This is a genomic window from Geobacillus sp. Sah69, assembly GCF_001414205.1.
Lineage (GTDB): Bacteria > Bacillota > Bacilli > Bacillales > Anoxybacillaceae > Geobacillus > Geobacillus stearothermophilus.
In genome coordinates, this window is record NZ_LLKS01000032.1 from 309,778 (window position 1) to 333,744 (window position 23,967).

Here is a 23,967-nt window from a genome sequence, read left to right on the forward strand (position 1 = left end):
GTTGTTTTTCCTTATGATGCCCAGACAAAAAGGGAAGCAGTCGCTCCCCTCCTTTGTTGCATCTGTTACATTTGTTCCGGGGCGGAAACGCCGATCAACGCCAACGCGTTTTTCAGCGTAATTTGCACCGCCTTCACCAACGCGAGGCGGGCTTTCGTTTTTTCGATGTTGTCCAAATCAAGCACTTTTTCCGCGTTGTAGAAGCTATGGAGCGCCGAAGCCAGCTCAAACGCATAGGCGGTGACGCGGTGCGGCATCCGCTTGAGCGCTGCCTCGGCGACGACGTCCGGGAAGTCGCCGAGCACTTTGAGCAGCTCGATTTCTTTTTCCGTTTCCACAAGATGGTGAAGCGCTAAGTCGCCGTCATAGGAAATGTGTTGTTCCTCCGCTTGGCGAAGAATGCTCGAAACGCGGGCGTGCGCGTATTGGACGTAGTAAACCGGGTTTTCATTCGACTGCGACACGGCCAAGTCCATGTCAAAATCCAAATGCGTATCGCCCGAGCGCATCGCAAAGAAATAGCGGACGGCATCGACGCCGACTTCTTCCATCAGCTCGCGCATCGTCACCGCCTTGCCGGTGCGCTTGCTCATTTTGACGCGCTCGCCGTTTTGGTATAAGTTCACCATTTGGATGATTTCGACTTCGAGCGCCTCCGGATCGTAGCCGAGCGCGGCGATCGCCGCTTTCATGCGCGGAATGTAGCCGTGGTGATCCGCTCCCCAAACGTTAATCAGCTTGGTAAATCCGCGCCGCAGCTTGTCTTGGTGGTAGGCGATGTCCGGAAGCAAGTACGTATACGTGCCGTCCTGCTTAATTAAGACGCGGTCTTTGTCGTCCCCAAACGCCGTCGAACGGAACCATGTCGCCCCGTCCTGCTCGTAAATGTAGCCGCGCTCGCGCAAAGTGGAAAGCGCTTCGTCGATTTTGCCGCTTTCATAAAGCGATGTTTCCGAGTACCAGACGTCGAACGGAACACGGAATGCGGCCAAATCTTGTTTAATTTTGTCGAGCTCATAACGAAGGCCGTATTCGCGGAAGAAAGCAAGCCGTTCCTCTTCATCGGCGTGGACGAACCGATCGCCATATTCCTCAGCAAGTGTTTTGCCGATTTCGACAATGTCGTCGCCGTAATAGCCGTCCTCCGGCAACGGCATATCGACACCGAGCGCCTGGAAATAGCGGGCTTCGACCGATTTCGCCAAGTTGTAAATTTGCTTGCCGGCGTCGTTAATATAGTATTCGCGCGTCACGTCAAACCCGGCTTTCGCCAAAATGTTGCAAAGCGAATCGCCGACCGCCGCGCCGCGGGCATGGCCCAAATGCAAGTCGCCGGTCGGGTTGGCGGAGACGAACTCGACTTGCACTTTTTCCCCGTTGCCGACGTTCGATTCGCCATACGCTTGTCCCGCCTGCAAAATCGCCGGCACGACCGCCGTCAAATAGCGGTTGTCCATGTAAAAGTTAATAAATCCCGGACCCGCCACCTCAATGCGCGCCACCGATACGCGCTCGCGATCAAGCTGCCCGACGATGGCTTCGGCAATCGCCCGCGGCGGCTTTTTCGCAATGCGGGCAAGCTGCATGGCGATGTTCGTTGAGTAATCGCCATGCGCCTTGTCGCGCGGCACCTCCAGCAAGACGTCCGGCAGCTCATCAGCCGAAACGAGCCCGGCTTTCACCGCCGCCTGGCGAATTTCTTCTTTCAGCTGTTCTTTCATTTGTCCGACAATGTTCATCGGCTTATACCCCCTTAAATGTCAACGTCAACGTATGGCGTCCGCTCCGCTCGTTTTGCAAGAAAAGCTCGTAGGAGAGAAAGAGCCGCCCCCGCTTCCGCTTATCGTCATAGTGAAATTCGATCGCATCCGTTTTCGCCGCCATCGCCCACCGCCCAAACAACGTTCCGTAATGGCCCGGCGTTTCTTGCCGGCGGCGGAACGTTTGCCGCATCTCGACCGCTCCGGAGCGAAGGATGGTCACCTCGTCAGGCGCGATTTTCACAATGTTGTTCACCCGCCCGAGTTCGTTTTCCTCCTCAAACTGCAAATAGCCTGTTTCCCCTTTTATGTAATACACCCCGTCCGCCTCAAGCACAACCGTCTCTTGGCGCGGACCGTCGCGAATGACAGCCACTTGGCGGAGGCGCGCCGGGATGCCGTTTATTTCCTTCATATCGATGAACACACCTTTGCGAACAAACAGTCATAGTTTATAGTATAATGAACTGTTCCGCTCCATTCAAGAGGGGACAAACCCGATGGCAGATTTCCGCTCCAGTGGGCAAAAAAAAGGGGCTGGCCCAAAAGGTTGTTTTTCCTTAAACAAAACACAACATATCGTTATCTTAATGATTGTTTTATGCCTACATACGGTAATAAGAAAAGGTGTCCCGATCCTTTTGGGACACCCTCTGTTCCATCGGTATTTTATGATGACGCCCGAACATTTTTTAACACGTTAATAGCAAAAAGAATGACACCTATCACGACGAGCACCCCGCCAATCGCTGTCACCGGCACGAACGCTTCGTTGCCGTAAACGACGAAAATGAGACCGATCATCATGACCGGCAGGCCGATATTGTGCAGCCAGAAATGCACTTTCGCCCATTTCGTCGCCGCCGCTTGTGGAAGTGAACTACCCCCACTTAATTTTCTAGCGAAAATTTGAAGTGGGGGCTTCCAAAGAAGTTTGACTGCTTCAAGCAATCCTTATTCTTTGAGGCGTGTCCACTTCGCCGCTAGAGCATAAGACACTCAGGTCTACAGCTTTACTTTTCTTTAAGATGTTTAATGCGCCATTGACATCAGCATTCATTAGTTTGCCAGACTTTGTTCGATACAAGCCGCGCTTAATACGTTTGCCGCTGAACTTATATTCTTTTGGATTGTCGGCATTATATTCAGGAATCTCATCGCCGTCAAAAAAGCTGGCTTGAGACGTATAKGATTCTTCCTGTTTCAAGAATTCAATGCCGTAAAATTCACAAAGATATTCTAGTTTTTCTTTTATGTTACCGAGAGGAATATTGACAAAGTTTTGATTTGTCTTTTTTCCTAGATTCATATTGCGTTGCCATGTTTCCGCATAGCCAATGACAAGTTTGCCAATTTGATTTTCAATACAGTAGTTAATGATGTAACGGCAAGTCTTGTTGATATAATCATTCACTTTATTATTGCGATTCATAGCAAGCAAAGCCTGTTTACGAGTGGTGCCTTTGATTTTTTGCTTATCTTTTATGCTTTGAAGTCTGGCATTTTCTTTGTTAAACCATTGATTKATACTTTTTAATCTCCGCCCATCAATGATGAATGATCTGCCGTCTGATGTGACACAAGTGGCAACATTGTTTAATCCTAAATCAATKGCCAGTGCTTTTTGGTCATTTAATTCTCTTTGATCTTCAGGCATTTCATATTTGTACTGAATCTCAAAGAACCTGGCATGATGCTTAGGAATGATTTCAATCTGCTTAATCTTTTTGTCCAGTAACACAGGCGGAATCGTTATCGTGATAGGCTTGTGAGTCTTTTTAAATAGGCGAGAATACGGTATCGTGAATTTGTTGCCGTCTATACGAATCTGGCCAATGATCAGTGAATGAAAGCCATCTTTTTTAAGATATTTTGGAATACTGATAGCCTTGTGGTCATATTTTCCTTGTTTGGCAAGACTGATCAAACCAAAGAAAGATTTAAAGGCTTCATTGACCTTTTTTAAAATTTGCTGTGCCATGTTGCTGTTTAACAGCTTATAGTTTTCGTTAGTTTTTGCAAGATGATMRTTTTTCTCATAATTAAGAAATTCCTTGTGTTCAAAATAGTATTGTCTGACATTGTACAATCCGACGTTGTACATGTTCTTGGCAATATGGCACAGTTCTCGAAGAGTCAAGTATTCTTCTTTGGTCAAACCATTTAGCTGTTGTTTGATACAAAAATACATTTTTTCACCTCCCATCTAACTATATTATACTATATTTTACTGAATCTATCCTATTTTCAGCAAAATATAGTTAAGGCGATTCATCTCCCACTTACTCCGCTTCGCTTCGTTGAAGTGGGAGTCTTCTCGCCTAATTAAGATAAAAAAAACGAGCCTTTTACGAGGCCCGCTCCGCCAATCCACGGATGAATGCGTATGTGTTCGGCGCTACCGCCCGCAGCGTGTGCCGCGTCTCTTCACTTGCGTAATAATAGGCAAACGACTCGGCAAAATACTCTTCTGGATAGGTCAAAAAATAAGATTCGCCAGGAAAAAGCCGCGGCGCCTCCTCCCGCCAAATCGCTTGAAATTCGTCCGTTTCATGAATGCGGTCAAATACGATGTAATCGAGCGAATGAGCAAACTCATGCAGCTCCAAATTGACCGAGCCGTGTCCTTTCCCTTTTTCGCTATGGCCGAGACGGACGAGCACCAAATGCGACCCGCCGATGCCCGGCACGTCATCCCATGTTTTGGATCCCGGCGCATAGCCGCGCGGGGTTTTCCCACGCAAGTGGCGAGCTGTCGGTTCATTCGTAATAGGGCCTGTCAACAGCTGAATGTAAATATGATGAGCAGCCGCCTGCTCTAAAATGCTGCGATCTATGCGGGCAAGCGTCTGAATGGTCTTGTTCGCCTCCGCAGCGGGAAACGCTGTCTCGGGCACGATCACAATGCGGCCGAGCACGTCACGGGACGGAATGTCCCGAAGATCAAGGCCGCTTTCTTGAAGCAGCACGCCGTGGGCGGCCGGGTACGGCGAAAGCGATAGAAGCGGAATCGCGAACAGCGCTGCCAACAAACTAGTCCACAATCGTTTCATGGTGTTCCCCCGCTTCTTTTATTCTATGAAAATGATATCATAGAACGAAGCAGGGAAAAACGCGCAAAATCAGGAAAGAACCGCAAGCGGTTTATGTGCGCCAATTCGGCGGCGTATTTTTGGACCAGTAGATTTTCCCGAGTTCATAGTGAGCTTGAAAGCCATCATCGCAAGTATGATAGTGAAATTGAAACCAGTACCCGTCCTGCGGCGGATGTTCGCGGCGGACGTGAAAGCGAATGACATCTTCTGCCGTATCGGCGCGGTAAATATGGAAAATGCGTTCCCCTTGCCCGCCGGACGGATTTTCCGATACGGCCAAATAACGGAGCTCTTCTTCCGGACAGCGTTCAGCCAGCCCGGCAATCACCTCTTCGATGCGCGGCAAGATGACGGTGCGAAATTCATCTTCAATAACCGGGGCGATTTTGCGGCCAAACTTTTCGTACGACTGCGCCACTGCCTTTTCCATCGTCTCTTCGATAAACTGTTCACGAGTTAACGAAACAGAAACAGCTTCTGCCGCATGGTCTGCTTGGGAATGCTTCCAATCGGGAGACGGGGCGTCATCTGACGGCGGCTCTTTGGCCGCGAGCAGCGAAGCGGGCGGTGTGACGAGTCCAAACGTGCAGACGGTAATGGCGGCAACAAGCGTTTTTCGAAGCCAAGACGGCAGCTTCATCGCCTTCACCTCCCACTACCGCCGATCAGCGGCTAAAGACGCAAACAAACCGGTCGCTTTTAATTTGGCGACCGCCCGGCGCAACACCGCCTCCGGCTGGACGAGGGCGATGCGCACATAGCCCTCGCCGCTTGGCCCAAACGCGTGCCCGGGCGTGACGACGACGCCCGCTTGGTCGATGAGCGCCTTCGCAAACGAAAGCGATGTAAAGCCGTCCGGAATTTTCGCCCACACGAACATACCGGCTTGCGGACGGTCAACCGCCCAGCCGATGTCGGCCAACCCGTCAACGAGCGCATCGCGGCGCGATTGATAGATCGCGCGGCTTTCGGCGCAAAAGTCGGCCCCATGACGCAGCACTTCGGCCGCCGCTTTTTGAATCGGCCAAAAGACGCCATAATCCAAATTCGACTTAAACTCGGCGAACGTGCGAATCACCTCGGCATTTCCGCACAAATAGCCGACCCGGCAGCCGGCCATGTTGTAGCTTTTGGACAACGAATTGATCTCCACGCCAACGTCCTTTGCGCCTGGAACAGAAAGAAAACTCACCGGTTTGTTTCCGTCATAATACAGCTCGCCGTAAGCAAAATCGGACACAACGAGAATATCGTACCGCTTCGCAAACTCGACCACTTCGCGATAAAACGATTCTGTCGCTATAGCTGGAACTGGATTTCCAGGGAAGTTGATAAACATGATTGTCGCCCGTTTGGCAATGTCCTCCGGGATCGCACGCAAATCCGGCAAAAAGCGGTTTTCCTCCCTCAGCGGCAGAAAATACGGCTCCGCTTCCGCCATTGCCACCCCCGCCGCATACGCCGGATACCCGGGATCCGGCAATAAAATGACATCCCCCGGGTCGGCGAACACCATCGGCAAATGCACGAGCCCGTCCTGTGATCCGATGACGTACGTTACTTCCGTCTCCGGATCGAGCACGACGCCATGCGCCGTGCGATAATAGTCGGCGACCGCTTCACGAAACTCGCGAATGCCCCTTAATGTGTAGCCGTACGCATTCGGCTCGTTGGCGTAGCGGGCGATCGCCTCACGCACAAACGGCGCCGGGGGCAAATCCGGGCTGCCGACGCTTAAATCGATCCACTCGTCATGAAGATGGCACCGCTGTTGGCGATACGCCGCCAATTCGGCAAAAATCGATGCAGAAAATGCGTTCATTCGTTTCGCCCTTTTCATCGTCTTTCCTCTCCCTTGCCAAAACAAAAACCGCTTTTCCTTTTCACTTTTGGTTGGTATATACTATGATTACATGAATAGTGTATCATATGTTCAAGGGGAAAACATAGACAGAAAGGCGGGAAAACAGCGATGACAACCATCTTTTTTGCGGCCAGCCTCATTACGTTGTTGTATTTCATTTACAGCTGCATCGCCAATGCCTGACGGCGGCAGCGAAAACGGAGCTCCGCACAGGAGCTCCGTTTTCTTTCAGTCGATTTTCGTTTTTTTGCGCGCAGAATCAAGCTCGTAGGCGCCTGTTTCCGTTTGCGTCGTGCCTTGTCCCCTCACCTCCGGGGCGCTGACGCCCGTTTTCGAACGGTCTTTTTTCCGCTTCGGCATGCCGATCACCTCCGCCCTTATCGTTCCCCGGCGCCGGCAGTGGTATGCAAGGCCTGGGAAGGCATAAGGCATCAGTTACAATATTTGTCAAACGCAGCCAAAATGTTTTCCATCACGTCCTCCATCGAGTGAAACTCGATGTCTTCGCGCGGGATAAAATGAACAACTTCCTTTCCTTTTAAGAGCGCCATCGACGGCGAGGACGGCGCATAGCCGACAAAGTACTCGCGCATTTTCGCCGTCGCCTCTTTGTCTTGGCCGGCGAATACCGTCACAAGATGATCCGGCTTTTTCTCGCTCCTAAGCACCGCCTGCGTCGCGGCCGGGCGCGCCAGTCCGGCGGCGCAGCCGCACACTGAGTTGACAAAGACAAACGTCGTTCCTTCCACTTGTTCCATAAACTGCTCGACTTCCTCACTCGTGCGCAATTCGCGGAAACCGGCGCGGACAAGCTCATCGCGCATCGGCTGCACGAGCTGACGCATATATTCTTCATATGCCATCGACATGGCCATCATCCCTCCATATGATCATCGTTGTGCTATCAGCATACTATACTTCGCACGAAAAAATCAATGAAGACGGCTGCCAGCGGCAAGTGAAAAGCCGATGGCCGGGGGAAGACGCCCCTCCAAATCAGCGCCGGCTGGGAAACAGCCGCAAACCCGAAAATGAAGTGGCTGCCGTCAGTGACTGCAGCGTGGAACATTCAAATAGAATGAACGTATCTTGAGCACAACCGTGACGACTTAACAAGAATCGCTTGTTTGGCCAAAGAAAGAGACGCGCCGGCCGGCGCGCCTTTTTTTATTTCTCCGTCTTGTTCTCTTTTTTTCGACTTTCCGTCATTTGCTTCCAGACGGAGCCTTTCGCCTCTTCGCCGCCTTCAATCCGTTCGATCGCCATTTTCACTTGCAAGCTGACCTCAAATTCCGGATCGTTTTCCGCCGCTTTTAACGCCGGCAAGGCCGATTCATCGCCGACTTCGTACAAAAACATAGCCGCGCGCCAACGAACGAGCTTGCTTTCGTCCTTGAGCGCCTCGATCATGGCCGGAATGGCGTCCGGGTCGCCGATGTCGGACAAACAGTCGCCGGCAGTGCGGCGGACAGCGACAGCCGGATCTTTTAGCGCTTTGTACAAATACGGAAGCACCTTTTTCCCGCCGATCATGCCAAGGTATGCCGTCGCCAGGCGGCGAATCGCCATTTTTTCATCCTTGAGCGCCTTGGCCAACACCGGGATATCGTCCTCGGTCGGCTCGGCCATCTGTTCGAGCGCGGCATACCGTTTGCGCCAATCCGGGTCATCGAGCATCTCGCTCGTCACTTTGAGGCTTGGACGCTTTTGCACCGTTTTTTCCTGCTCGCCGCGGCGGAACATGTTGACGATCCGCTCCAGCCGCTCGGGCGGATAGGCTGCCGACAGCTCATCGACGGCAAGCGTTACCCCTCCTTGCCTTACAGCAGCTTTTCAATTTCCTTTCTCAGCTCGCTTGGCTTTGTTTGCGGTGCGAAACGAGCTACAACCTTGCCGTTGCGGTCGACCAAAAACTTCGTGAAATTCCATTTGATCGCCTTTGTTCCCAATGCCCCCGGCGCCTCTTCTTTCAAATATTGAAACAGCGGATGGGCGTGATCGCCATTCACATCCACTTTCGCAAACAGCGGGAACGTCACACCGTAATTCAACTGGCAAAATTGTTCAATTTCCTCTTCCGTCCCCGGCTCTTGGCCGCCGAACTGGTTGCACGGAAAGCCGAGCACAACAAACCCGCGATCGCGATATTCGTCATACAGCTCCTGCAGTTCTTTATACTGCGGGGTGAAGCCGCAACGGCTCGCCGTGTTGACAATCAACAGCACGTTGCCTCGATAGACGGAAAGCGGTTGTTCCTCTCCGCGAATCGTTTTGACGCTGAATTCATACACACTCATCGTTCTCACCTCACCCCCATCATAGCCGATTTCTCCGTTTGTTTCCACTTTTTGCACCGTTACTGGCCGGCAAATGGCTGCAGCTGTTCGAGCGAGGAAATCATATACGGCACCATTTCCGGTAAATCGGCCGCGTTTTTTTCGTAAATGAGGCGGGCAAATTCGACCACGGCTTCATTTTCATACGAGCCGCGTTCATGCGGAAACGGAAAGCGGAGCGTTTGCCGAATGATTCGCTCCTTGCCCCAAATCGTCCGCAGCGTTCCTTCGATAAGCGCACAAACGGACAGGCGGCGCACCGGCAAGGCGAACGAGACCGCAAGCCGGCAGCCGGCCTGGCCGTGATGGAGCCGTTCATTCACCAGTTCGGCAAAATCGATCGTAAGCCGCACCGTGCAGACGACCGGCGGTTCAGGCGCACCGGCCTGTTGAAAGGAAATGGCGTACTCGCGCGACAGGCGGGCCAAATCGGCGAGATCGCGGCGGTCGGTGACGGCAATGCGCCCTTGCAAGTCGGCATCATAGACGGCTCCTTCCAACACCGTTTTTAAATTGTCAAAGGCGGTCGGATCCAATCGGGATTCCCCCTTTTTGTTCACAAGCTGTTTTAAGGTCAAAAAATCAATTGAAGAATGTTGACAAAGTTTTTATAATTAAGGTATTTAGTAACGAGACGGAAACGGAGGGGACACCATTGCCAATCAACATTCCAAAAGACTTGCCGGCGAAAGAAATACTCGAACAAGAAAACATTTTCGTGATGGACGAAGAACGGGCGTATTCGCAAGATATCCGCCCGCTCAATATCGTTATTTTAAACTTAATGCCGGAAAAAGAAAAAGCGGAAACGCAGCTATTGCGCCTGCTCGGCAACTCGCCGCTGCAAGTGAACATCACCTTTTTGCGCCCGGCGACCCATGAGCCGAAAACGACAAGCAAACATCATTTAGAACAATTTTACACGATTTTCCCGCACATTCGCCATCGCAAGTTCGACGGGATGATCATCACCGGAGCGCCGGTCGAGCAAATGCCGTTTGAAGAGGTCAACTATTGGGGAGAATTGACGGAAATTATGGAATGGACGAAAACGAACGTCACGTCAACGTTGCACATTTGTTGGGGGGCACAAGCTGGCTTATATTATCACTACGGCATTCCGAAATACCCATTGCCGGAAAAATGCTTCGGTGTGTTCAACCATACGGTGGAAGTGAAAAACGTAAAACTATTGCGCGGTTTTGACGATGTGTTCCGCATGCCGCACTCCCGCCATACGGATGTCAAACGCGAGGACATTGAAAAAGTGCCGGAGCTGACGATTTTGTCGACCGCCGACAAAGCCGGTGTTTCTCTCGTCGCTTCGAACGACGGGCGGCAAATTTTCTTGACCGGCCATCCGGAATATGACGCGACGACGTTAAAGGACGAGTATGAACGCGATTTGGCGAAAGGGCTGCCGATTCACATTCCGGAATCATACTTTCCGAACGACGACCCAAGCCAGCCGCCGCTCAATACATGGCGCTCGCATGCGAACTTGTTGTTTGTCAACTGGCTGAACTATTACGTGTATCAGGAAACGCCCTACGTTTGGGAATGAAAGGAAAATATCATTCGACAATAACGCCTTTGCTTTTCCTAGCAAGGCGTTTTTCTTATTTTGTCATTTTCCGACAATTGCCCCGTTCCTTCGTGCAATGAATGGCATACCATATAGTAGATTTTGCAGGGAGGTGAACGGGATGGGCGCTTGGCATGGCAATGGCTTTGCGCTGATCGTTGTCTTGTTTATTTTGCTCATTATTGTCGGGGCTGCGTTCGGCGGCTACGTTTACTAAACCGTAATCCCTTTCTCCGGCCGCCGTGTTTGCCAGCACCCGGCCGTCATCACCGCGGGCGAGCGCCAGAACGGCGTTCCCCGCGTTTTTTCATGTTGCGGCGGAATAAAAAGGGTTCGTCGGTCTATGCTAATGGTATGGTCAGCGTGCCTAAAGGAGGTGTGACGTATGACGAAACGACCGAACAACGGAAGCCGGAATCAAAACGCGCCGACGCAAGACCCGATGGCATTGCTTCACGGCCCGATAACCGGCGACAACAGCAAAGGACGGCGGCAGCATAAAGAGCAAAGCGATAAAACGGATACGGACCGATAAATGGAAAAAGGTGTCTCAAAAGTAGCGAGACACCTTTTTCGTATCGAACCGGTTCGTCGTTCATATTGTGCCTTTCCCCGAAGGACAGACAGCCTTTTAAGCCGGCCCCTGTTAGTCGCTAAAATTCGATTCCTTTCATGGCTTTCGTCCCTTGTTCATAATCATGCTTGATGAGCGCCATCTCGGTCGCGATATCGGCGGCGGCAATCAACTTCGAATCAGCGCTGCGCCCGGTGATGACAAGATGAAGCGCCGGCGGACGCGTCCGGATTGCCTCGAGCACCTCCTCGACCGATACAATGTCGTGAACCGGAAACCGATCGATAGCGAGAGCATTGTTCAATTCGTCCAGCACAATAAGGTCATACCGGCCGGAATGAATATACTGTTTCGCCAGCGCCCATGCGTGTCTCAGCGCTTCACGGTGGATGTCCGGCGTTTTCGTCCAAGTGAAGCCAGCGCCGAGTTGGCGCACCTCGACGCCGAGGCGGCGAAGGGCGAGCTGCTCGCCGTACGTGCGCTCTGGAGACTTGACAAATTGCAAAATGGCGACGTTCATTCCCCGCCCAACCGCGCGCAGGGCAAGCCCCAATGCGGCCGTCGTTTTTCCTTTCCCATCGCCCGTATACACGATGACACGCCCTCTACGACGAGGCGTCGGCATTGCCCACGCCTCCTTGCCCCTCTGGAAACCATCGAATCGTCTCACGCAGGCGAACGACATCGCCGATGATGATGATGGCCGGATGGGAAATGCCCGCCTGTTCCGCCTCGTCCGGCAACGTCGCCAGCGGCGCCGCCACGGTGCGCTGCCGCTCAGTCGTCCCCCATTCAATGACGGCCGCCGGTGCATCCGACGGCTTGCCCGCCGCCATCAGCCGGCCGCAAATATCCGGTAAATTGGCCGCTCCCATGTAGACAAGGATCGTATCGCATCCGCGGGCGATCGCCTCCCAATCGACTTGCTCGCTCCGATGCCCGCTGACGATCGCCACCGAGTCAGCGTAATCCCGGTGGGTGACCGGAATGCCGGCATACGCCGGAACAGCGATGCCGGATGTCACCCCGGGAACGATTTCAAACGGAATGCCGGCTTTCGCCAACACTTCCGCTTCTTCGCCAACGCGGCCAAACACACACGGATCGCCGCCTTTTAAGCGGACGACCGTTTTGCCTTGTTGCGCATGCCAAACGAGCAGCTCGTGAATTTGTTCTTGAACGGTGTCATGTTTTCCCGGCTCTTTGCCGCAGTAAAGAACCTCAGCGCCCGGCTTTGCGTAGCGCAGCAGCTTCCGGTTGATGAGCCGGTCGTAAATAATGACATCCGCCCGCTCTAGGCATTCGCGGCCGTAAACCGTGATGAGCTTTTCATCGCCCGGCCCGGCGCCGACTAAATACACTTTGCCGATGGTCATTTCCCGTTCTCTCCTTTCGCATCAGCGGTGGAAACGCCCGCCGAAGCGAATGTCGCCATTTCGTTCACCATCGCCGTCGCGGACACCAAGAGCGGAAACGCCACAGCAGCTCCGCTTCCTTCGCCAAGGCGCAGGCCAAGATCCAAAAGCGGCTCTTTCCCAAGCAAACGAAGGGCTATGCTGTGCCCCGGCTCTTCGGAACGATGGCCGGCAATCATATAGTCGGCGACGTTCCCGGCAAACTGGCGGGCCACAAGGGCAGCCACCGTGCAAATAAAGCCGTCAAGCAAAATCGGAATGCGCCGTTCAGCGGCTGCCAACATCGCCCCGGCCATAGCCGCAATCTCCAACCCGCCGATTTTCGAAAGCCATTCAACTGGCTTCGCCGGATTGGGGCGATGAAGCAAGAGCGCCCGGCGGATGACGTCCCGTTTATGGGCAAGCATCTCCTCTTGAATGCCGCTTCCTTTGCCAACGATGCGCTCAAGCGGCTCCTCGGAGAGCGTGGCCAATAAAGCGCTCGCAGCGGTTGTATTGCCGATGCCCATTTCGCCGACAATAAGCGTGCGGGCGCCTTGTTCAATGATGGACGCCGCCTGTTCGTAACCGACATGAAGCGCCTGTTCGGCCTCGGACGGCGTCATCGCTTCCGTTTTGGCGAAATTGTTCGTTCCCGGGCGCACCTTCTTCTGAATGACACGCTCATCAGCAATTGGCACGGCGACACCGACATCAATGACTTGAAGCAACGCGCCGATTTGCCGGCTGAAGGCGTTGATTGCCGCTCCGCCGTTGGCAAAGTTGTACACCATTTGCGCCGTCACTTCGGCTGGATAGGCGGACACCCCTTCTTCCGCGACGCCATGGTCGGCCGCAAACACGAGCACTCCGGGCGGAGTGACGCGTGGGAGCAGCTCTCCAGTCATACCGGCAAGCGCGGCCGCCACTTCTTCCAGACGGCCGAGGCTGCCGGGCGGTTTCGTCAGCTGATTGATGTAATCACGTGCTTGTTCCACCATTTCACGGCGGATCGGTGGGATGGAAGCATTCATCACGGTCGCACCATATCCCCATCAAGCGGGAATAGGCGCTTCCTCCTTTCTCGTCTATGATTGAGGGGCGAAAAAGCAGCTTTCCCCCGTCACGCTTTAGCGCAGTGGAAGGCCGGCCACCCCCCGCTTTACAGAGGAATTCGCACCCCCAAACCGAGCCAATCGCTCGGCAAAAGCGGGCCATATCGGCCGTTCCTCCGCACCACCATTTTCCATATCGATCACAGCCGCTGAAATTGACGCATCATCTGTTCGATCCGTCCGACGTCGACATGCTCGCGGACATGGGCGGCAAGCCGGTCAAACATCGCTTCCTTACGGGTGTGAAACGATACAGCGCCGTGCAACGGAGCTCCCTTTTCGCGGCGAATAGCATTCAAAAAAGCGGTGCGGAACGCATCGTTATGAAACAAATCGTGCATGTACGTGCCCAGCACCCGCTCATCACTGTGCTTCGCCCCTTCATGACGGCCGTCCGCCTCAATAAGCGGCGCATAGCCAGAAAGCGGCGCCGAGCGGCCCATATGAATTTCGTATCCTTGCACGGCAAATCGCTCTCCGCCCCATGTAAGCACTCCTTCGGAACGGATCGTGATTTTCGTCCGCTCAAGCGTCGTTTCCATCGGCAGCAACCCAAGCCCTTTGACTTCCAAAAGCGGCGTCTCGACTCCATACGGATCGCGGATGACGGCGCCAAGCATTTGGTAGCCGCCGCATAAGCCGACGACCCTCGCTTTTCCTTCATTGACAAGCGACACAATGCGGGAAGCGAGTCCTCTTTTCTTCATATAAATCAAGTCTTCGATCGTGTTTTTGCTTCCCGGCAGCACGATCACATCCGGCTCGCCGAGTTCACCCACGTGCGTCACCAACCGGACGCGGCAGTCCGGTTCGGCCAAAAGCGGGTCGATATCGGTGAAATTGGCGATTTTCGGATAGCGGATGACGACGATGTCAATCGCTTCCTCTCCCCCGACAGATGAAGCAAACCGCTCAAGCGACAGCGAATCTTCCGCATCGATCGTCAAATCCGGCAAATAGGGGACAACGCCGAGCACCGGCACACCGGTGTGCTGCTCAAACCAATCAAGCCCCGGTTTAAGCAGTGACACATCGCCGCGAAACTTGTTAATGATGACCCCAATGACCCGCTTTCGGTCCTCAGGCTCAAGCAGCGACAGCGTTCCGACGAGGCTCGCGAACACCCCGCCCCGCTCAATATCGCCGATCAACACGACCGGGGCGTTGGCGAGACGGGCGATGCGCATGTTGACGAGCTCACGGTCGTTTAAATTCACTTCCGCCGGGCTTCCCGCTCCTTCGATGACAAGCCGGTCGTATTCGTTCATCAGCGTTTCAAGCGACTGGCGAATGACGGCCAGCCCTTGGTCGAAAAACTCGTTTCGGTAGGCGAACGCCTGCATATTGCCGTACGGTTTGCCAAGCACAACGATTTGCGATTCATGCTCGCGGCTTGGCTTAATCAAAATCGGATTCATCTCAGCGCGCGCCGCCACTCCGGCCGCTTCGGCCTGAATTCCTTGCGCCCGTCCGATTTCGTTTCCGTCCGGCGTCACGTAGGAGTTTAACGACATGTTTTGCGACTTGAACGGCGCCGTCTTCCAGCCGTCTTGGGCAAACATGCGGCAAAACGCGGTGGCGATGACGCTTTTGCCGGCATCAGAATGGGTGCCTTGAAACATAATCGGCAGCGCCTTAGCCATTGATGGTCACCTTCTCGCATTCGGCGAGCCATCGTTCAGCCATCGCCGGGGCGGACGCGAAATGGAAATGGACGTAGCCGGCGACAAGCCGGTGCATTAGACAACCGTCCGGCTTTATTCCTTTCCGGCCGCTCGTGTCATAAGCAAACGGCATCTCGCTCCGCGGTTCGTACACCGAATAATGGAATTCATGTCCGCGCGCTGTTTCTCCTTCCGGCAATAGAAAATTCCCTTTCCGCCCGCGCACTTCGCGATACCCAAGCGCCGCCAGCGTCCGCTGCATGACGACCCGCCCCGGAATGACGCCGACCATGTCGTACGCCTCCCCGCTCGTCGTCACAAGCTGTTCAGTGAGAAACATAAATCCGCCGCACTCAGCCAGCGTCGGCAAACCGGATTCAATCGCCGCCCGGATCGACTGTTTCGCCGCCGTCTGCCGCGCCAGCTCAGCGGCAAATTCCTCCGGGAAGCCACCGCCGATATACAGCCCGTCGGCGCCTTCCGGAAGCGGCTCGCCGGCGAGCGGAGAGAAATAAACAAGTTCCGCGCCATAGGCGGCCAATATCTCCAAGTTTTCTGGATAGTAAAAGTGGAAGGCGGCATCCTTCGCCACCGCGATGCGAACCGGATACGTCCGGCTTGGCTGGACAAGCGGCGCAGGCGCCTCCAGAGGCGGAGCGGACTCGGCGATTTGAAGCAGCGCCTCCCAATCGACTGTTTCCGCTACTTTTTCCCCAAGGGCGGCAAAAAAAGCATCCAATTCGCCGCGCTCCACCGACGGTACGAGCCCTAAATGCCGCTCGGGCAACGTCAGAGCCTCGTCTTTTGGCAAATAACCGACCGCCGGGATGCCGCACATTTGCTCGATGGCCGCCTGAATCAGCCGGAAATGCCCTTCGCCGCCGACGCGGTTCGCAAACACGCCGGCAATGCGGACGTTGGGGTGAAAAGTTTGAAACCCGCGGACGATGGCAGCAGCGCTGCGGGCCATGCCGGCGGCGTCAATGACAAGCAGCACCGGGCTTTCCGTCAATGCCGCAATATCGGCTGTCGATCCTTCATCAGACAGCGGCTGCTTGCCGTCAAACAGCCCCATCACCCCCTCGATGATGGCGAGATCCGCCCCTTGGCAGCCGTTCGCCAACATTTGGCGCACGTTCGCACGGCCGGCCATCCAGCTGTCCAAGTTGCGCGCCGGCCGGCCGGTGACCGCCGTATGGTACGTCGGATCAATGTAGTCTGGTCCGCATTTAAACCCTTGCACCGTATATCCTTGCTGCCTCATGGCCGCCATCAAGCCGAGCGTTACAGTCGTTTTGCCGGCTCCGCTTCCTGGCGCAGCGATGACAAGCCGTCGCATGGCTCGCTCTCCTTTCTGCGTCTGTGATCGATCAGTGCCACCGAAATCGTCACGTTGCCCGATTTCTTTTTCACGAGCGCCATTCGATCGGCCCCGCTGTACAATTTCGCCGCCGGCTCGCTCACCCCGTAGGCGCCGGTGTAGCGAAACACGGTCTCCGACGGCGCTTCGATCGGCACCGTGTTCAGCTCTTCTGGCGTATATGCAACCAATTTCCATCGATATTTGTTGACTACCTCCAAAAGGCCTTGTTCATCCTTTTTCAAGTCAATGGTGCACACCGCTTTGACGCTTTTGAGCGAAAAGCGCAGCTCATTGAGCGTCTCGCGGATGACCGCTTCGATTTCGTCAGCCGATGTGCCGCGGTTGCAGCCGATGCCAAGGGCGATCACTTTCGGGCGATACAAGACGCCGTTTTGCAAAATCGCTTCTTCTTCCGGCGCAAGCAGCCGGTGAGTGACCACAAGCGCCGCCGTCGGGCGAGCGGACAGCGTCTCCGCGATCGAGCCGTACACGGTGATGTTTTTTGGCAGCGGGCGGCCCGCCGGCCACCAATTTGGTTCTCCTGACTCTTGCACAATGGCGACCGGTTCTTCATTGACAACAGCCGCGCTCACCGGCGTCAAGTTGTCATCCGACTCCCATTCCCAGCCGAATTCGCGGCCGAATAGATCAACAGCGATCGTCTGCTGCACATCGGAAGCGGTCGTAATGACCGGGCGGGCGCCCAATATGGCGGCCACACGCCGCGTCAGTTCGTTGGCGCCTCCTAAATGGCCGGATAATACGCTGATGACATGTTCTCCTTTATCATCAATGACGACAACCGCCGGATCGGTCTTTTTATCTTTCAGCAATGGAGCGATCATCCGGACGACCGCGCCGAGCGAAATGATGCAAATGAGCCCGTCGTAGCGGGCGAACAGCTCCGGCAGCAACGTCTTCACGTTGCCGGAAAACAAGCGGATCCCGTGCTCGGCTTCATCGCCGCGGGCGAATTTCTCCGTATAATACACATCCGCTCCAACTAGCGCGCCGCCGAGCCGGCGGGCGATCTCGACCCCGTGTTTCGTAATGGCCACGACCGCATAGACGCCGTTCCTTTCGTTGTTTATGGAAACATCCCCCACCTTACGCCTCCCCCTTTCGATATCCGTGCGTAAACGTCCGGTCATACAGCTTCGACCGATAGCCTTGTCCATGAATATGCGGATCGAGCGCCCAGCCGGCTAAGATGATGGCGTGCTTCGTCACGCCATAGCGCCGCATATCGTCAGCCATTGTGGCAACGGTGGAACGAATCACCACTTCATCCGGCCATGTCGCCTTATAGACGACCGCCACCGGCGTATCACCGCTCCAGCCCGCGTCAAGGAGCGCCGCGCTTACTTTTTTGGCAAGCGTCGCGCTTAAAAAAAGGACAAGGGTGCAATGATGCTGGGCCAGCTCCTGCAATTTCTCACGCGGCGGCACCGGCGTCCGCCCCTCGGCGCGGGTGAAAATGACCGTCTGCGTCAATTCGGGGACGGTGAGCTCGGCCTGCACCGAGGCCGCGGCCGCAAACGCCGAACTGACACCGGGGACGATTTCGACTTCAATTCCTTCTCCTTTCAATAAGGCGATTTGCTCGAGCGTCGCCCCGTAAATCGATGGATCACCCGTATGCACGCGGACGACGAGCCGGCCTTGCCTCACCTTGTCGGCCATCATCGCCACCATTTGTTCCAAATGCATGCCGGCTGTATGAAACACCTCTGCCTCCGGCTTCCGGTAACGCTCAATCAGTTCTTCGCTCACTAACGAGTCGGTGTAAAAAATGGCGTCCGCCGCGGCCAACAGCTCCGCTCCTCGAACGGTGATCAAATCCGGCGCTCCCGGCCCCGCTCCGATGATATACAGCTTCACTTTCTCACCACCATCAATGTCAAATATTCGAGTTCCGCTCCGTCGAGCTCCTCGACCTTCCACACGACTTCCTCGCCGGACGTCACTTTCGTCACAACAGCGGCGCGATGAAGCAAATCGAGTTCCCGCAACAGACGAATCAGCAAATCGATCACTTTCGCCACTTTAAAAAAGACAACGCAATCGTGCTCAAGAAGCACTGCTTTCATCGCCTCAACATCGTCGCGGGCGGGCACGATCGCCACGGTTTCATCGCCGTCCGCAAGCGGCAGGCGAAGCCGGGCGGCGGCGGCGTTCGCCGAGCTGACGCCGGGGACGACTTCGATCGGCGCGTCTGGATAGCGTCGCTCCATCACATGCATCAAATGGATGAACGTGCTGTACAACAGCGGATCGCCTTCGGTGACAAACGCCACATCGCGCCCAGCCGACAGTTCCGCCCAAATGGCGTCGGCTGCTTCGTTCCATTTTGGTTCAAGCACGGCCACGTCTTTTGTCATCGGAAAATGAAGCCCAAGCCGGCGTTTTTCCTCCGGCGCAAAATACGCGTCGATAATTTGTTCGGCATAGCTTTTGCTTTGCCGCCCTTTTTTTGGATAAGCGATGACATCCGCTTCTTTTAGGCGGCGGTATGCTTTCACCGTCATGAGCTCTGGATCGCCCGGGCCAACACCGATGCCGTACAACGTGCCGGTCATTCGTCTCCCTCCCGCTTGGCTGTCATGATATACACTGGATTGAGCGCCTCAAAGCGCGTCAACTCTAAAATGGGCTTGCTTCGCGACACTTGCGCGAGCGTGATGTCAACATGAAATCCACGGCTGCGCAGCTCGCGGCCCGCTTCAGCAAGCGTCTCAACCGTTGCCGCGTTGATCACGATGCGTCCATTTTTCTTCAGCCGTTTCGCACAGACGTCCAACAACGGCGACATCGCGCCTGACGTGCCGCCGATAAAGATGGCATCCGGGTCGGCAAACTCATCGAGCCGATCGGGCGCCCTGCCGTGCACAAGTGTGATATCGACGCGGAATTTGCGCAAGTTTTGCCGGCAAAGTTCGATATCTTGTTCATTTTTTTCAATCGCAAACACGGCGCCGTCGCGGGCGATTTTCGCCGCTTCAATCGCCACCGAACCGGTGCACGTTCCAATATCCCAGACGACGCTGTCCGGGCGCAAGCGCAAGGCGCTTAGACTTAAAACTCGGATTTCTTTTTTCGTAATCAATCCTTTGTCCGGCTTGCGCTGAAAAAACTCGTCATCCTCAATGCCGAACGGCCAAACCGGGCTTGGCGCTGTCTGCCGCAAAATGACTATATTTAATGGAAGAAACTCGGCTTCCGCCATCTCTTCCAACGAAAACAAGCGGCAGCGCTCGTTCGGGCCGCCGAGCTCCTCGCCGACAAACGCCTCATATTCCGTCATGCCGTACTCGAGCAAATAGCGGGCGATGACGGCCGGCGAGTTCGTCTCATCGGTTAAGATGGCGACTTTGCGCCGCCCGTCGATCCGTTGCACGAGGCCGGTGAGCGGGCGGCCATGGGCGCTTACAAATGCGGCATCTTGCCAAGACTCCCCCATTTTCGCAAACGCCCATTGCACCGAGCTGATCGCCGGATACACCTCAATCGGCAATTTGCCGGCCAAATAGCTGCCGATGCCGTAAAAGAGCGGATCGCCAGACGCCAGCACGACAGTACGGCGCGTCTCGTGCCGAAGCCGCTCCACCAGCTCCGCCAGTCCGCGGCGGATGACGATCGTTTCTCCTTTGTAATCGGGAAACATCGCCAGCTGCCGCTCGCCGCCGACAAGCAGTTCGCTTTCATCAATCCAGCGCCGATACAGCTCAGGAAGACTTGCCTTCCCGTCAGCTCCCACGCCGATCAGTTTCATCGTCCCCATCAATTTGCACCGCCTTTCCTAATCGTTGTCCGTTCAAGGTGTAAATGGACGTCGCCACCGTCAAGCCGCCTCCGACTTCGTTGAGCGCTGCCCGGCAACACGCCTCACACAACAGTTCGAAAAACTTCGTGCAGCCGGCTTCTTGCATCATGTCGCCGACTTGCGCCGCCGTGTTCGCGCCGCGCACCGCGGCCACCAACGCGGAAGAGGCGCCGGCTTGCTCAGCGAGCGCCGCCAAAAAACCGAAGTCAACCGGAGCGCTTTTCGAGTGCACCATCATCATCCCTTGGGCGACTTTCGAAAATTTCCCCATCATCCCGACCATCGACACCATCTTGATGCCAAGCCGTTTGCATTGCTTCAGCGTAAACCCGACAAAATCACCCATTTCAATAAATGCTTCTTCCGGCAAATGCGGATACTCTTGCATGGCATATTTCTCGCTCCGCCCCCCGGTCGTGATCACGACATGGCGGCAACCGTTCGCTTTCGCCACTTGAAGCGCCTGTACGATGCTCGCCCGGTAGGCGGCGGTCGAGAACGGAACGACGATGCCCCGCGTTCCTAAAATCGAAATGCCGCCCATAATGCCAAGCCTCGGATTCAACGTTTTTTTGGCGATTTCCTCGCCGCCGGGCACGGAAATGACAACGTTCACCCCGCGATGTAAACCGTATTGCGCCAATACTTCGTTGACTGCTTCGCGGATCATTTGCCGCGGCACTGGATTGATCGCCGCTTCCCCGACCGGCACCGGCAAGCCGGGTTTGGTGACACGTCCGACCCCTTCCCCGCCGTCAATATGAACGCCCGGCGACGAAGCCCATGAGACAGTGGAAACGATGAGCGCGCCGTGCGTCGCATCCGGATCATCGCCGCCATCCTTCACGACCGAGGCCGTCGCCGTTTCGCCTTCGAACGAACAAGAGGCAAGTGAAAAGGTGACGACCCGCCCGATCGGAAGGCGAATCGTCGCGTCTGTCTGCACTTGGCCAGTGATGAGGGCTGTGAGCGCGGCTTTCGTGGCCGCTGCCGCGCACGATCCGGTCGTATATCCTTCACGCAGCGTTTTTTTTGTTTCCATCGTTCGTCACGCTCGCTCGGCAAGCAGCGATAACGCATTCAAAGCGGCGACCGTCACGGTGCTTCCTCCTTTGCGGCCGCGGTTGGTGATGAACGGCACATCGAGCTTCGCCAATTCTTCTTTCGATTCCGCCGCCGAGACGAATCCGACCGGCAAGCCGATCACAAGCCCCGGCCGCGCTTCTCCTTCTTTGATGAGACGAATGAGCTCCAACAGTGCAGTCGGTGCGTTGCCAATGGCAAAAATGCCGCCTTCCGCTTCTTTCACCGCTTTGCGCATCGCCACAATCGCCCTCGTCGTATTCAACCGTTTCGCTTCCGCGATCACGTCTTCATCAGAAATATAGACACGCACCGCGCTGCCGAACTTCGCCAACCGCGCTTGATTGACGCCGGCTTGCACCATTTGCACATCGGCGACGACGAGCTTGCCGCTGCGAATGGCATCAATGCCTGAGCGGATCGCATCCGGGTGGAAAATGAGGCTTTTGCCCAGCTCAAAATCAGCCGATGCATGGATGACGCGCTGAACGATTCGGTATTGTTCTTCTGTAAATGAATGCTCGCCGATCTCTTCATCAATGATTTGAAAGCTGCGCGCTTCAATTTGTTCCGGCTGCACCGTCGCCGGACAAAATGTTGTATGGAAGTCCATGACAATTCTCCTTTCTTCATGATCGCTGGCATGAGCGGCCACTAGAATCCCATTCTTTACACGGCCGGAAGCGGCGCATGCTGCTTCAACGCCTCGAGCACGCCGGCAAAATCGTGATGCACGATGCCGTATGACAACCGTGGGCGGCGGATGACGATGACATCAATGCCGAGCTCCTCGGCGGCAGCGATTTTCTCATCGACAAACCCGACTTTGCCGCTTTCTTTCGTGACGACGACCGTGACGCCAAAATGGCGGTATAGCGCCCGATCGAGCTCTTTCGTAAACGGCCCTTGCATCATGACGATCTGCTCTTGGGAAAACCCGAGCCGCTCGCATTTGTCGAGATTGTCTTTCCGCGGCAGCATCCGCACAATCACCTTGACGTCCGGGCGACCGATGAGCCTCGCGGCGAAAATGTCGAGCGTTTTGCTGCCGGTCGTCAGCATCACGACGCCGCCTTTTTCCGCCGCCAGCTCGGCGGCTTCTTCATAGCTATCGACAAATGTCACCTTCTCGGATGAAAGCGAAGACGCCTGCCGCTCATAGCGGATGTACGGCAATTCGGCAGCGGCCGACGCTTGCATGGCGTTTTTCGACGCCTCCTCCGCAAATGGATGGCTCGCATCGACAATCGCTTTGGCTCCCTCGGCTTTGGCCAGATCGGCAAGCTGGGACGCATCCAAGCGGCCGACATAGGCGCGAATGCCGGATGACCGAAGCTGTTCGGCCGCGTGATCGGTGACGACCGTCGCCGTGACCGAATAGCCAGCTTGTTGGATCATCACCGCCAATTCGCGGGCATCGCTCGTCCCTGCCAACATCAAAATCATCAGCGCTCCCCCTTTTTGTTTTTTAGTGATGATGGTGATGATGATGGTGAGAAACGTGCAGCCGGTATTGACAGATGTCGCAATTCATCGCCACCGTTTGATCGAGCACTTCTTGCAGGCGGTCAAGCACGATATCGATCAGTTTCGGATGAAAGCCGACATAATCGGCCAGCGCAAATGAGACGTGCGGGTGATCGAGGCGGTATTGCGCCACTTGCTGTTCAAGCCGCTTGATGAGCACACCGGTGAACAAAAAATACGGCAAAACGACGATCCGCTTCGCCCCAAGCATGAGACAGCGGCGGACGGCGTCATCAAGCGACGGCGTCGTCACCCCCATAAACGCCGGCTCGATGAGCGCATAGCCCGTTTGTTCCCAAAACAAGCGGGCGATTTTATACAAGTCGCTGTTCGCGTCCGGGTCGCTCCCGCCGCGGCCGAGCAAAATGACCGCTGTGCCGTCGTCTGGCTGCTCCGGCCGCTCGCCGATTTCTTGCAATCGTTCGCGCAAAATAGCAATTGTCTGCTCATGGACGCCGATCGGCCGTCCATATCGAAACATGATGTGCGGATAGCGCGCTTTCGCCTCATCGATTTCCGCCGGGATGTGCAGCTTCGAATGCCCAGCCGGCAATAAAATGAGCGGAATGACCGCCACTTCCGCCGCTCCGGCCTCAACGCACCGCGCGATCCCTTCGCTGATCGACGGACGGCCAAACTCTAGAAAACTCGTTTCAACATGGAAAGAAGCAGAAAGACGCGGCCGCAGGCGGTCGACAAACTGCTGTACTTGCTCATTTCCTTCCGGGTCGCGGCTTCCATGGCCGACAAACAAAATGGCTCTCATATTCGCTCTCCTCTCTTT

26 protein-coding genes and 2 pseudogenes are annotated in these 23,967 nt (G+C 55.2%); 3 read left to right on the plus strand and 25 right to left on the minus strand.

Features of this window, described 5'->3' with window-relative positions; genetic code table 11:
• Positions 1–65: 65 nt before the first annotated feature.
• The 12 genes and pseudogenes from argS to AP057_RS08065 form a co-directional block, all read right to left on the minus strand.
• Complete coding sequence (argS, locus tag AP057_RS08015) at positions 66–1,739, minus strand: arginine--tRNA ligase (protein ID WP_055358464.1); 1,674 nt, start codon at positions 1,737–1,739, stop codon at positions 66–68.
• Between the two features lie 4 nt (positions 1,740–1,743).
• Entirely contained in the window at positions 1,744–2,175 is a 432-nt protein-coding gene (locus tag AP057_RS08020) for a DUF1934 domain-containing protein (RefSeq protein ID WP_055358465.1), read from the minus strand.
• A 254-nt stretch (positions 2,176–2,429) separates the two neighbouring features.
• A pseudogene (locus AP057_RS08025) lies at positions 2,430–2,633 on the minus strand (cytochrome-c oxidase); the annotation flags it as partial.
• A gap of 70 nt (positions 2,634–2,703) precedes the next feature.
• On the minus strand, positions 2,704–3,951 hold the full coding sequence (locus AP057_RS08030) for an RNA-guided endonuclease TnpB family protein (RefSeq protein WP_055358466.1): 1,248 nt from the start codon (positions 3,949–3,951) through the stop codon (positions 2,704–2,706).
• Positions 3,952–4,108: 157 nt separating this feature from the next.
• Positions 4,109–4,813, minus strand: a complete 705-nt coding sequence (locus tag AP057_RS08035; protein WP_033014073.1) for a hypothetical protein — start codon at positions 4,811–4,813, stop codon at positions 4,109–4,111.
• A gap of 91 nt (positions 4,814–4,904) precedes the next feature.
• Positions 4,905–5,495, minus strand: a complete 591-nt coding sequence (locus AP057_RS08040; protein ID WP_033014071.1) for a YpjP family protein — start codon at positions 5,493–5,495, stop codon at positions 4,905–4,907.
• 15 nt (positions 5,496–5,510) lie between these two features.
• Complete coding sequence (locus tag AP057_RS08045; protein ID WP_055358467.1) at positions 5,511–6,695, minus strand: LL-diaminopimelate aminotransferase; 1,185 nt, start codon at positions 6,693–6,695, stop codon at positions 5,511–5,513.
• Positions 6,696–6,947: 252 nt separating this feature from the next.
• The gene (locus AP057_RS16245) at positions 6,948–7,079 is read right to left on the minus strand and encodes a YuzL family protein (protein ID WP_080729592.1); all 132 of its coding nucleotides are present in this window, start codon (positions 7,077–7,079) and stop codon (positions 6,948–6,950) included.
• 71 nt (positions 7,080–7,150) lie between these two features.
• Positions 7,151–7,588, minus strand: coding sequence for a BrxA/BrxB family bacilliredoxin (locus tag AP057_RS08050; protein WP_033010047.1), 438 nt, complete (start codon positions 7,586–7,588; stop codon positions 7,151–7,153).
• A gap of 298 nt (positions 7,589–7,886) precedes the next feature.
• Positions 7,887–8,516, minus strand: a pseudogene (locus tag AP057_RS08055) (HEAT repeat domain-containing protein); the annotation flags it as partial.
• 23 nt (positions 8,517–8,539) lie between these two features.
• A complete protein-coding gene (locus AP057_RS08060) occupies positions 8,540–9,016 on the minus strand; it encodes a glutathione peroxidase (protein ID WP_055358468.1) in 477 nt (158 codons plus the stop codon).
• Positions 9,017–9,075: 59 nt separating this feature from the next.
• Entirely contained in the window at positions 9,076–9,591 is a 516-nt protein-coding gene (locus AP057_RS08065; protein ID WP_055358469.1) for a hypothetical protein, read from the minus strand.
• A 119-nt stretch (positions 9,592–9,710) separates the two neighbouring features.
• Between AP057_RS08065 and metA the strand changes: the two genes are divergently transcribed.
• The 3 genes from metA (at position 9,711) to AP057_RS17450 (ending at position 11,175) form a co-directional block, all read left to right on the plus strand.
• On the plus strand, positions 9,711–10,619 hold the full coding sequence (gene metA / locus AP057_RS08070; protein ID WP_055358470.1) for a homoserine O-succinyltransferase: 909 nt from the start codon (positions 9,711–9,713) through the stop codon (positions 10,617–10,619).
• Between the two features lie 142 nt (positions 10,620–10,761).
• On the plus strand, positions 10,762–10,857 hold the full coding sequence (locus tag AP057_RS16250; protein WP_020959919.1) for a YjcZ family sporulation protein: 96 nt from the start codon (positions 10,762–10,764) through the stop codon (positions 10,855–10,857).
• A gap of 168 nt (positions 10,858–11,025) precedes the next feature.
• Entirely contained in the window at positions 11,026–11,175 is a 150-nt protein-coding gene (locus AP057_RS17450) for a hypothetical protein (RefSeq protein ID WP_193442140.1), read from the plus strand.
• 118 nt (positions 11,176–11,293) lie between these two features.
• Here the strand turns inward: AP057_RS17450 and cobO are convergent, their stop codons facing one another.
• The 13 genes from cobO to AP057_RS08135 form a co-directional block, all read right to left on the minus strand.
• Entirely contained in the window at positions 11,294–11,839 is a 546-nt protein-coding gene (cobO, locus tag AP057_RS08075; protein ID WP_055358471.1) for a cob(I)yrinic acid a,c-diamide adenosyltransferase, read from the minus strand.
• Positions 11,820–12,590, minus strand: coding sequence for a uroporphyrinogen-III C-methyltransferase (gene cobA, locus AP057_RS08080; protein ID WP_055358472.1), 771 nt, complete (start codon positions 12,588–12,590; stop codon positions 11,820–11,822). Before cobA ends, cobO begins: the two co-directional genes overlap by 20 nt.
• Positions 12,587–13,642 carry a nicotinate-nucleotide--dimethylbenzimidazole phosphoribosyltransferase gene (cobT, locus tag AP057_RS08085; protein ID WP_055358473.1) on the minus strand — a complete coding sequence of 352 codons (1,056 nt, stop codon included), beginning with the start codon at positions 13,640–13,642 and terminating at the stop codon, positions 12,587–12,589. Before cobT ends, cobA begins: the two co-directional genes overlap by 4 nt.
• A gap of 221 nt (positions 13,643–13,863) precedes the next feature.
• Positions 13,864–15,366 carry a cobyric acid synthase gene (locus AP057_RS08090; protein ID WP_055358474.1) on the minus strand — a complete coding sequence of 501 codons (1,503 nt, stop codon included), beginning with the start codon at positions 15,364–15,366 and terminating at the stop codon, positions 13,864–13,866.
• Entirely contained in the window at positions 15,359–16,726 is a 1,368-nt protein-coding gene (locus AP057_RS08095) for a cobyrinate a,c-diamide synthase (protein ID WP_055358475.1), read from the minus strand. Before AP057_RS08095 ends, AP057_RS08090 begins: the two co-directional genes overlap by 8 nt.
• Positions 16,672–17,901, minus strand: coding sequence for a cobalt-precorrin 5A hydrolase (locus AP057_RS08100; RefSeq protein WP_369813958.1), 1,230 nt, complete (start codon positions 17,899–17,901; stop codon positions 16,672–16,674). Before AP057_RS08100 ends, AP057_RS08095 begins: the two co-directional genes overlap by 55 nt.
• On the minus strand, positions 17,858–18,631 hold the full coding sequence (gene cobM, locus AP057_RS08105) for a precorrin-4 C(11)-methyltransferase (protein WP_055358477.1): 774 nt from the start codon (positions 18,629–18,631) through the stop codon (positions 17,858–17,860). The genes AP057_RS08100 and cobM overlap by 44 nt, the downstream gene beginning before the upstream one ends.
• Positions 18,628–19,329 (minus strand): precorrin-2 C(20)-methyltransferase, encoded by a 702-nt coding sequence (cobI, locus tag AP057_RS08110; protein WP_055358478.1) that lies wholly within the window; start codon positions 19,327–19,329, stop codon positions 18,628–18,630. Before cobI ends, cobM begins: the two co-directional genes overlap by 4 nt.
• A complete protein-coding gene (locus AP057_RS08115) occupies positions 19,326–20,531 on the minus strand; it encodes a bifunctional cobalt-precorrin-7 (C(5))-methyltransferase/cobalt-precorrin-6B (C(15))-methyltransferase (RefSeq protein WP_055358479.1) in 1,206 nt (401 codons plus the stop codon). Before AP057_RS08115 ends, cobI begins: the two co-directional genes overlap by 4 nt.
• Complete coding sequence (locus AP057_RS08120) at positions 20,497–21,615, minus strand: cobalt-precorrin-5B (C(1))-methyltransferase (RefSeq protein WP_055358480.1); 1,119 nt, start codon at positions 21,613–21,615, stop codon at positions 20,497–20,499. The genes AP057_RS08115 and AP057_RS08120 overlap by 35 nt, the downstream gene beginning before the upstream one ends.
• A 6-nt stretch (positions 21,616–21,621) precedes the next feature.
• Positions 21,622–22,269 carry a precorrin-8X methylmutase gene (locus AP057_RS08125; RefSeq protein WP_055358481.1) on the minus strand — a complete coding sequence of 216 codons (648 nt, stop codon included), beginning with the start codon at positions 22,267–22,269 and terminating at the stop codon, positions 21,622–21,624.
• 56 nt (positions 22,270–22,325) lie between these two features.
• Entirely contained in the window at positions 22,326–23,102 is a 777-nt protein-coding gene (gene cobK / locus AP057_RS08130) for a precorrin-6A reductase (RefSeq protein WP_055358482.1), read from the minus strand.
• Between the two features lie 22 nt (positions 23,103–23,124).
• Positions 23,125–23,949 carry a sirohydrochlorin chelatase gene (locus AP057_RS08135; RefSeq protein ID WP_055358483.1) on the minus strand — a complete coding sequence of 275 codons (825 nt, stop codon included), beginning with the start codon at positions 23,947–23,949 and terminating at the stop codon, positions 23,125–23,127.
• Positions 23,950–23,967: the final 18 nt, after the last annotated feature.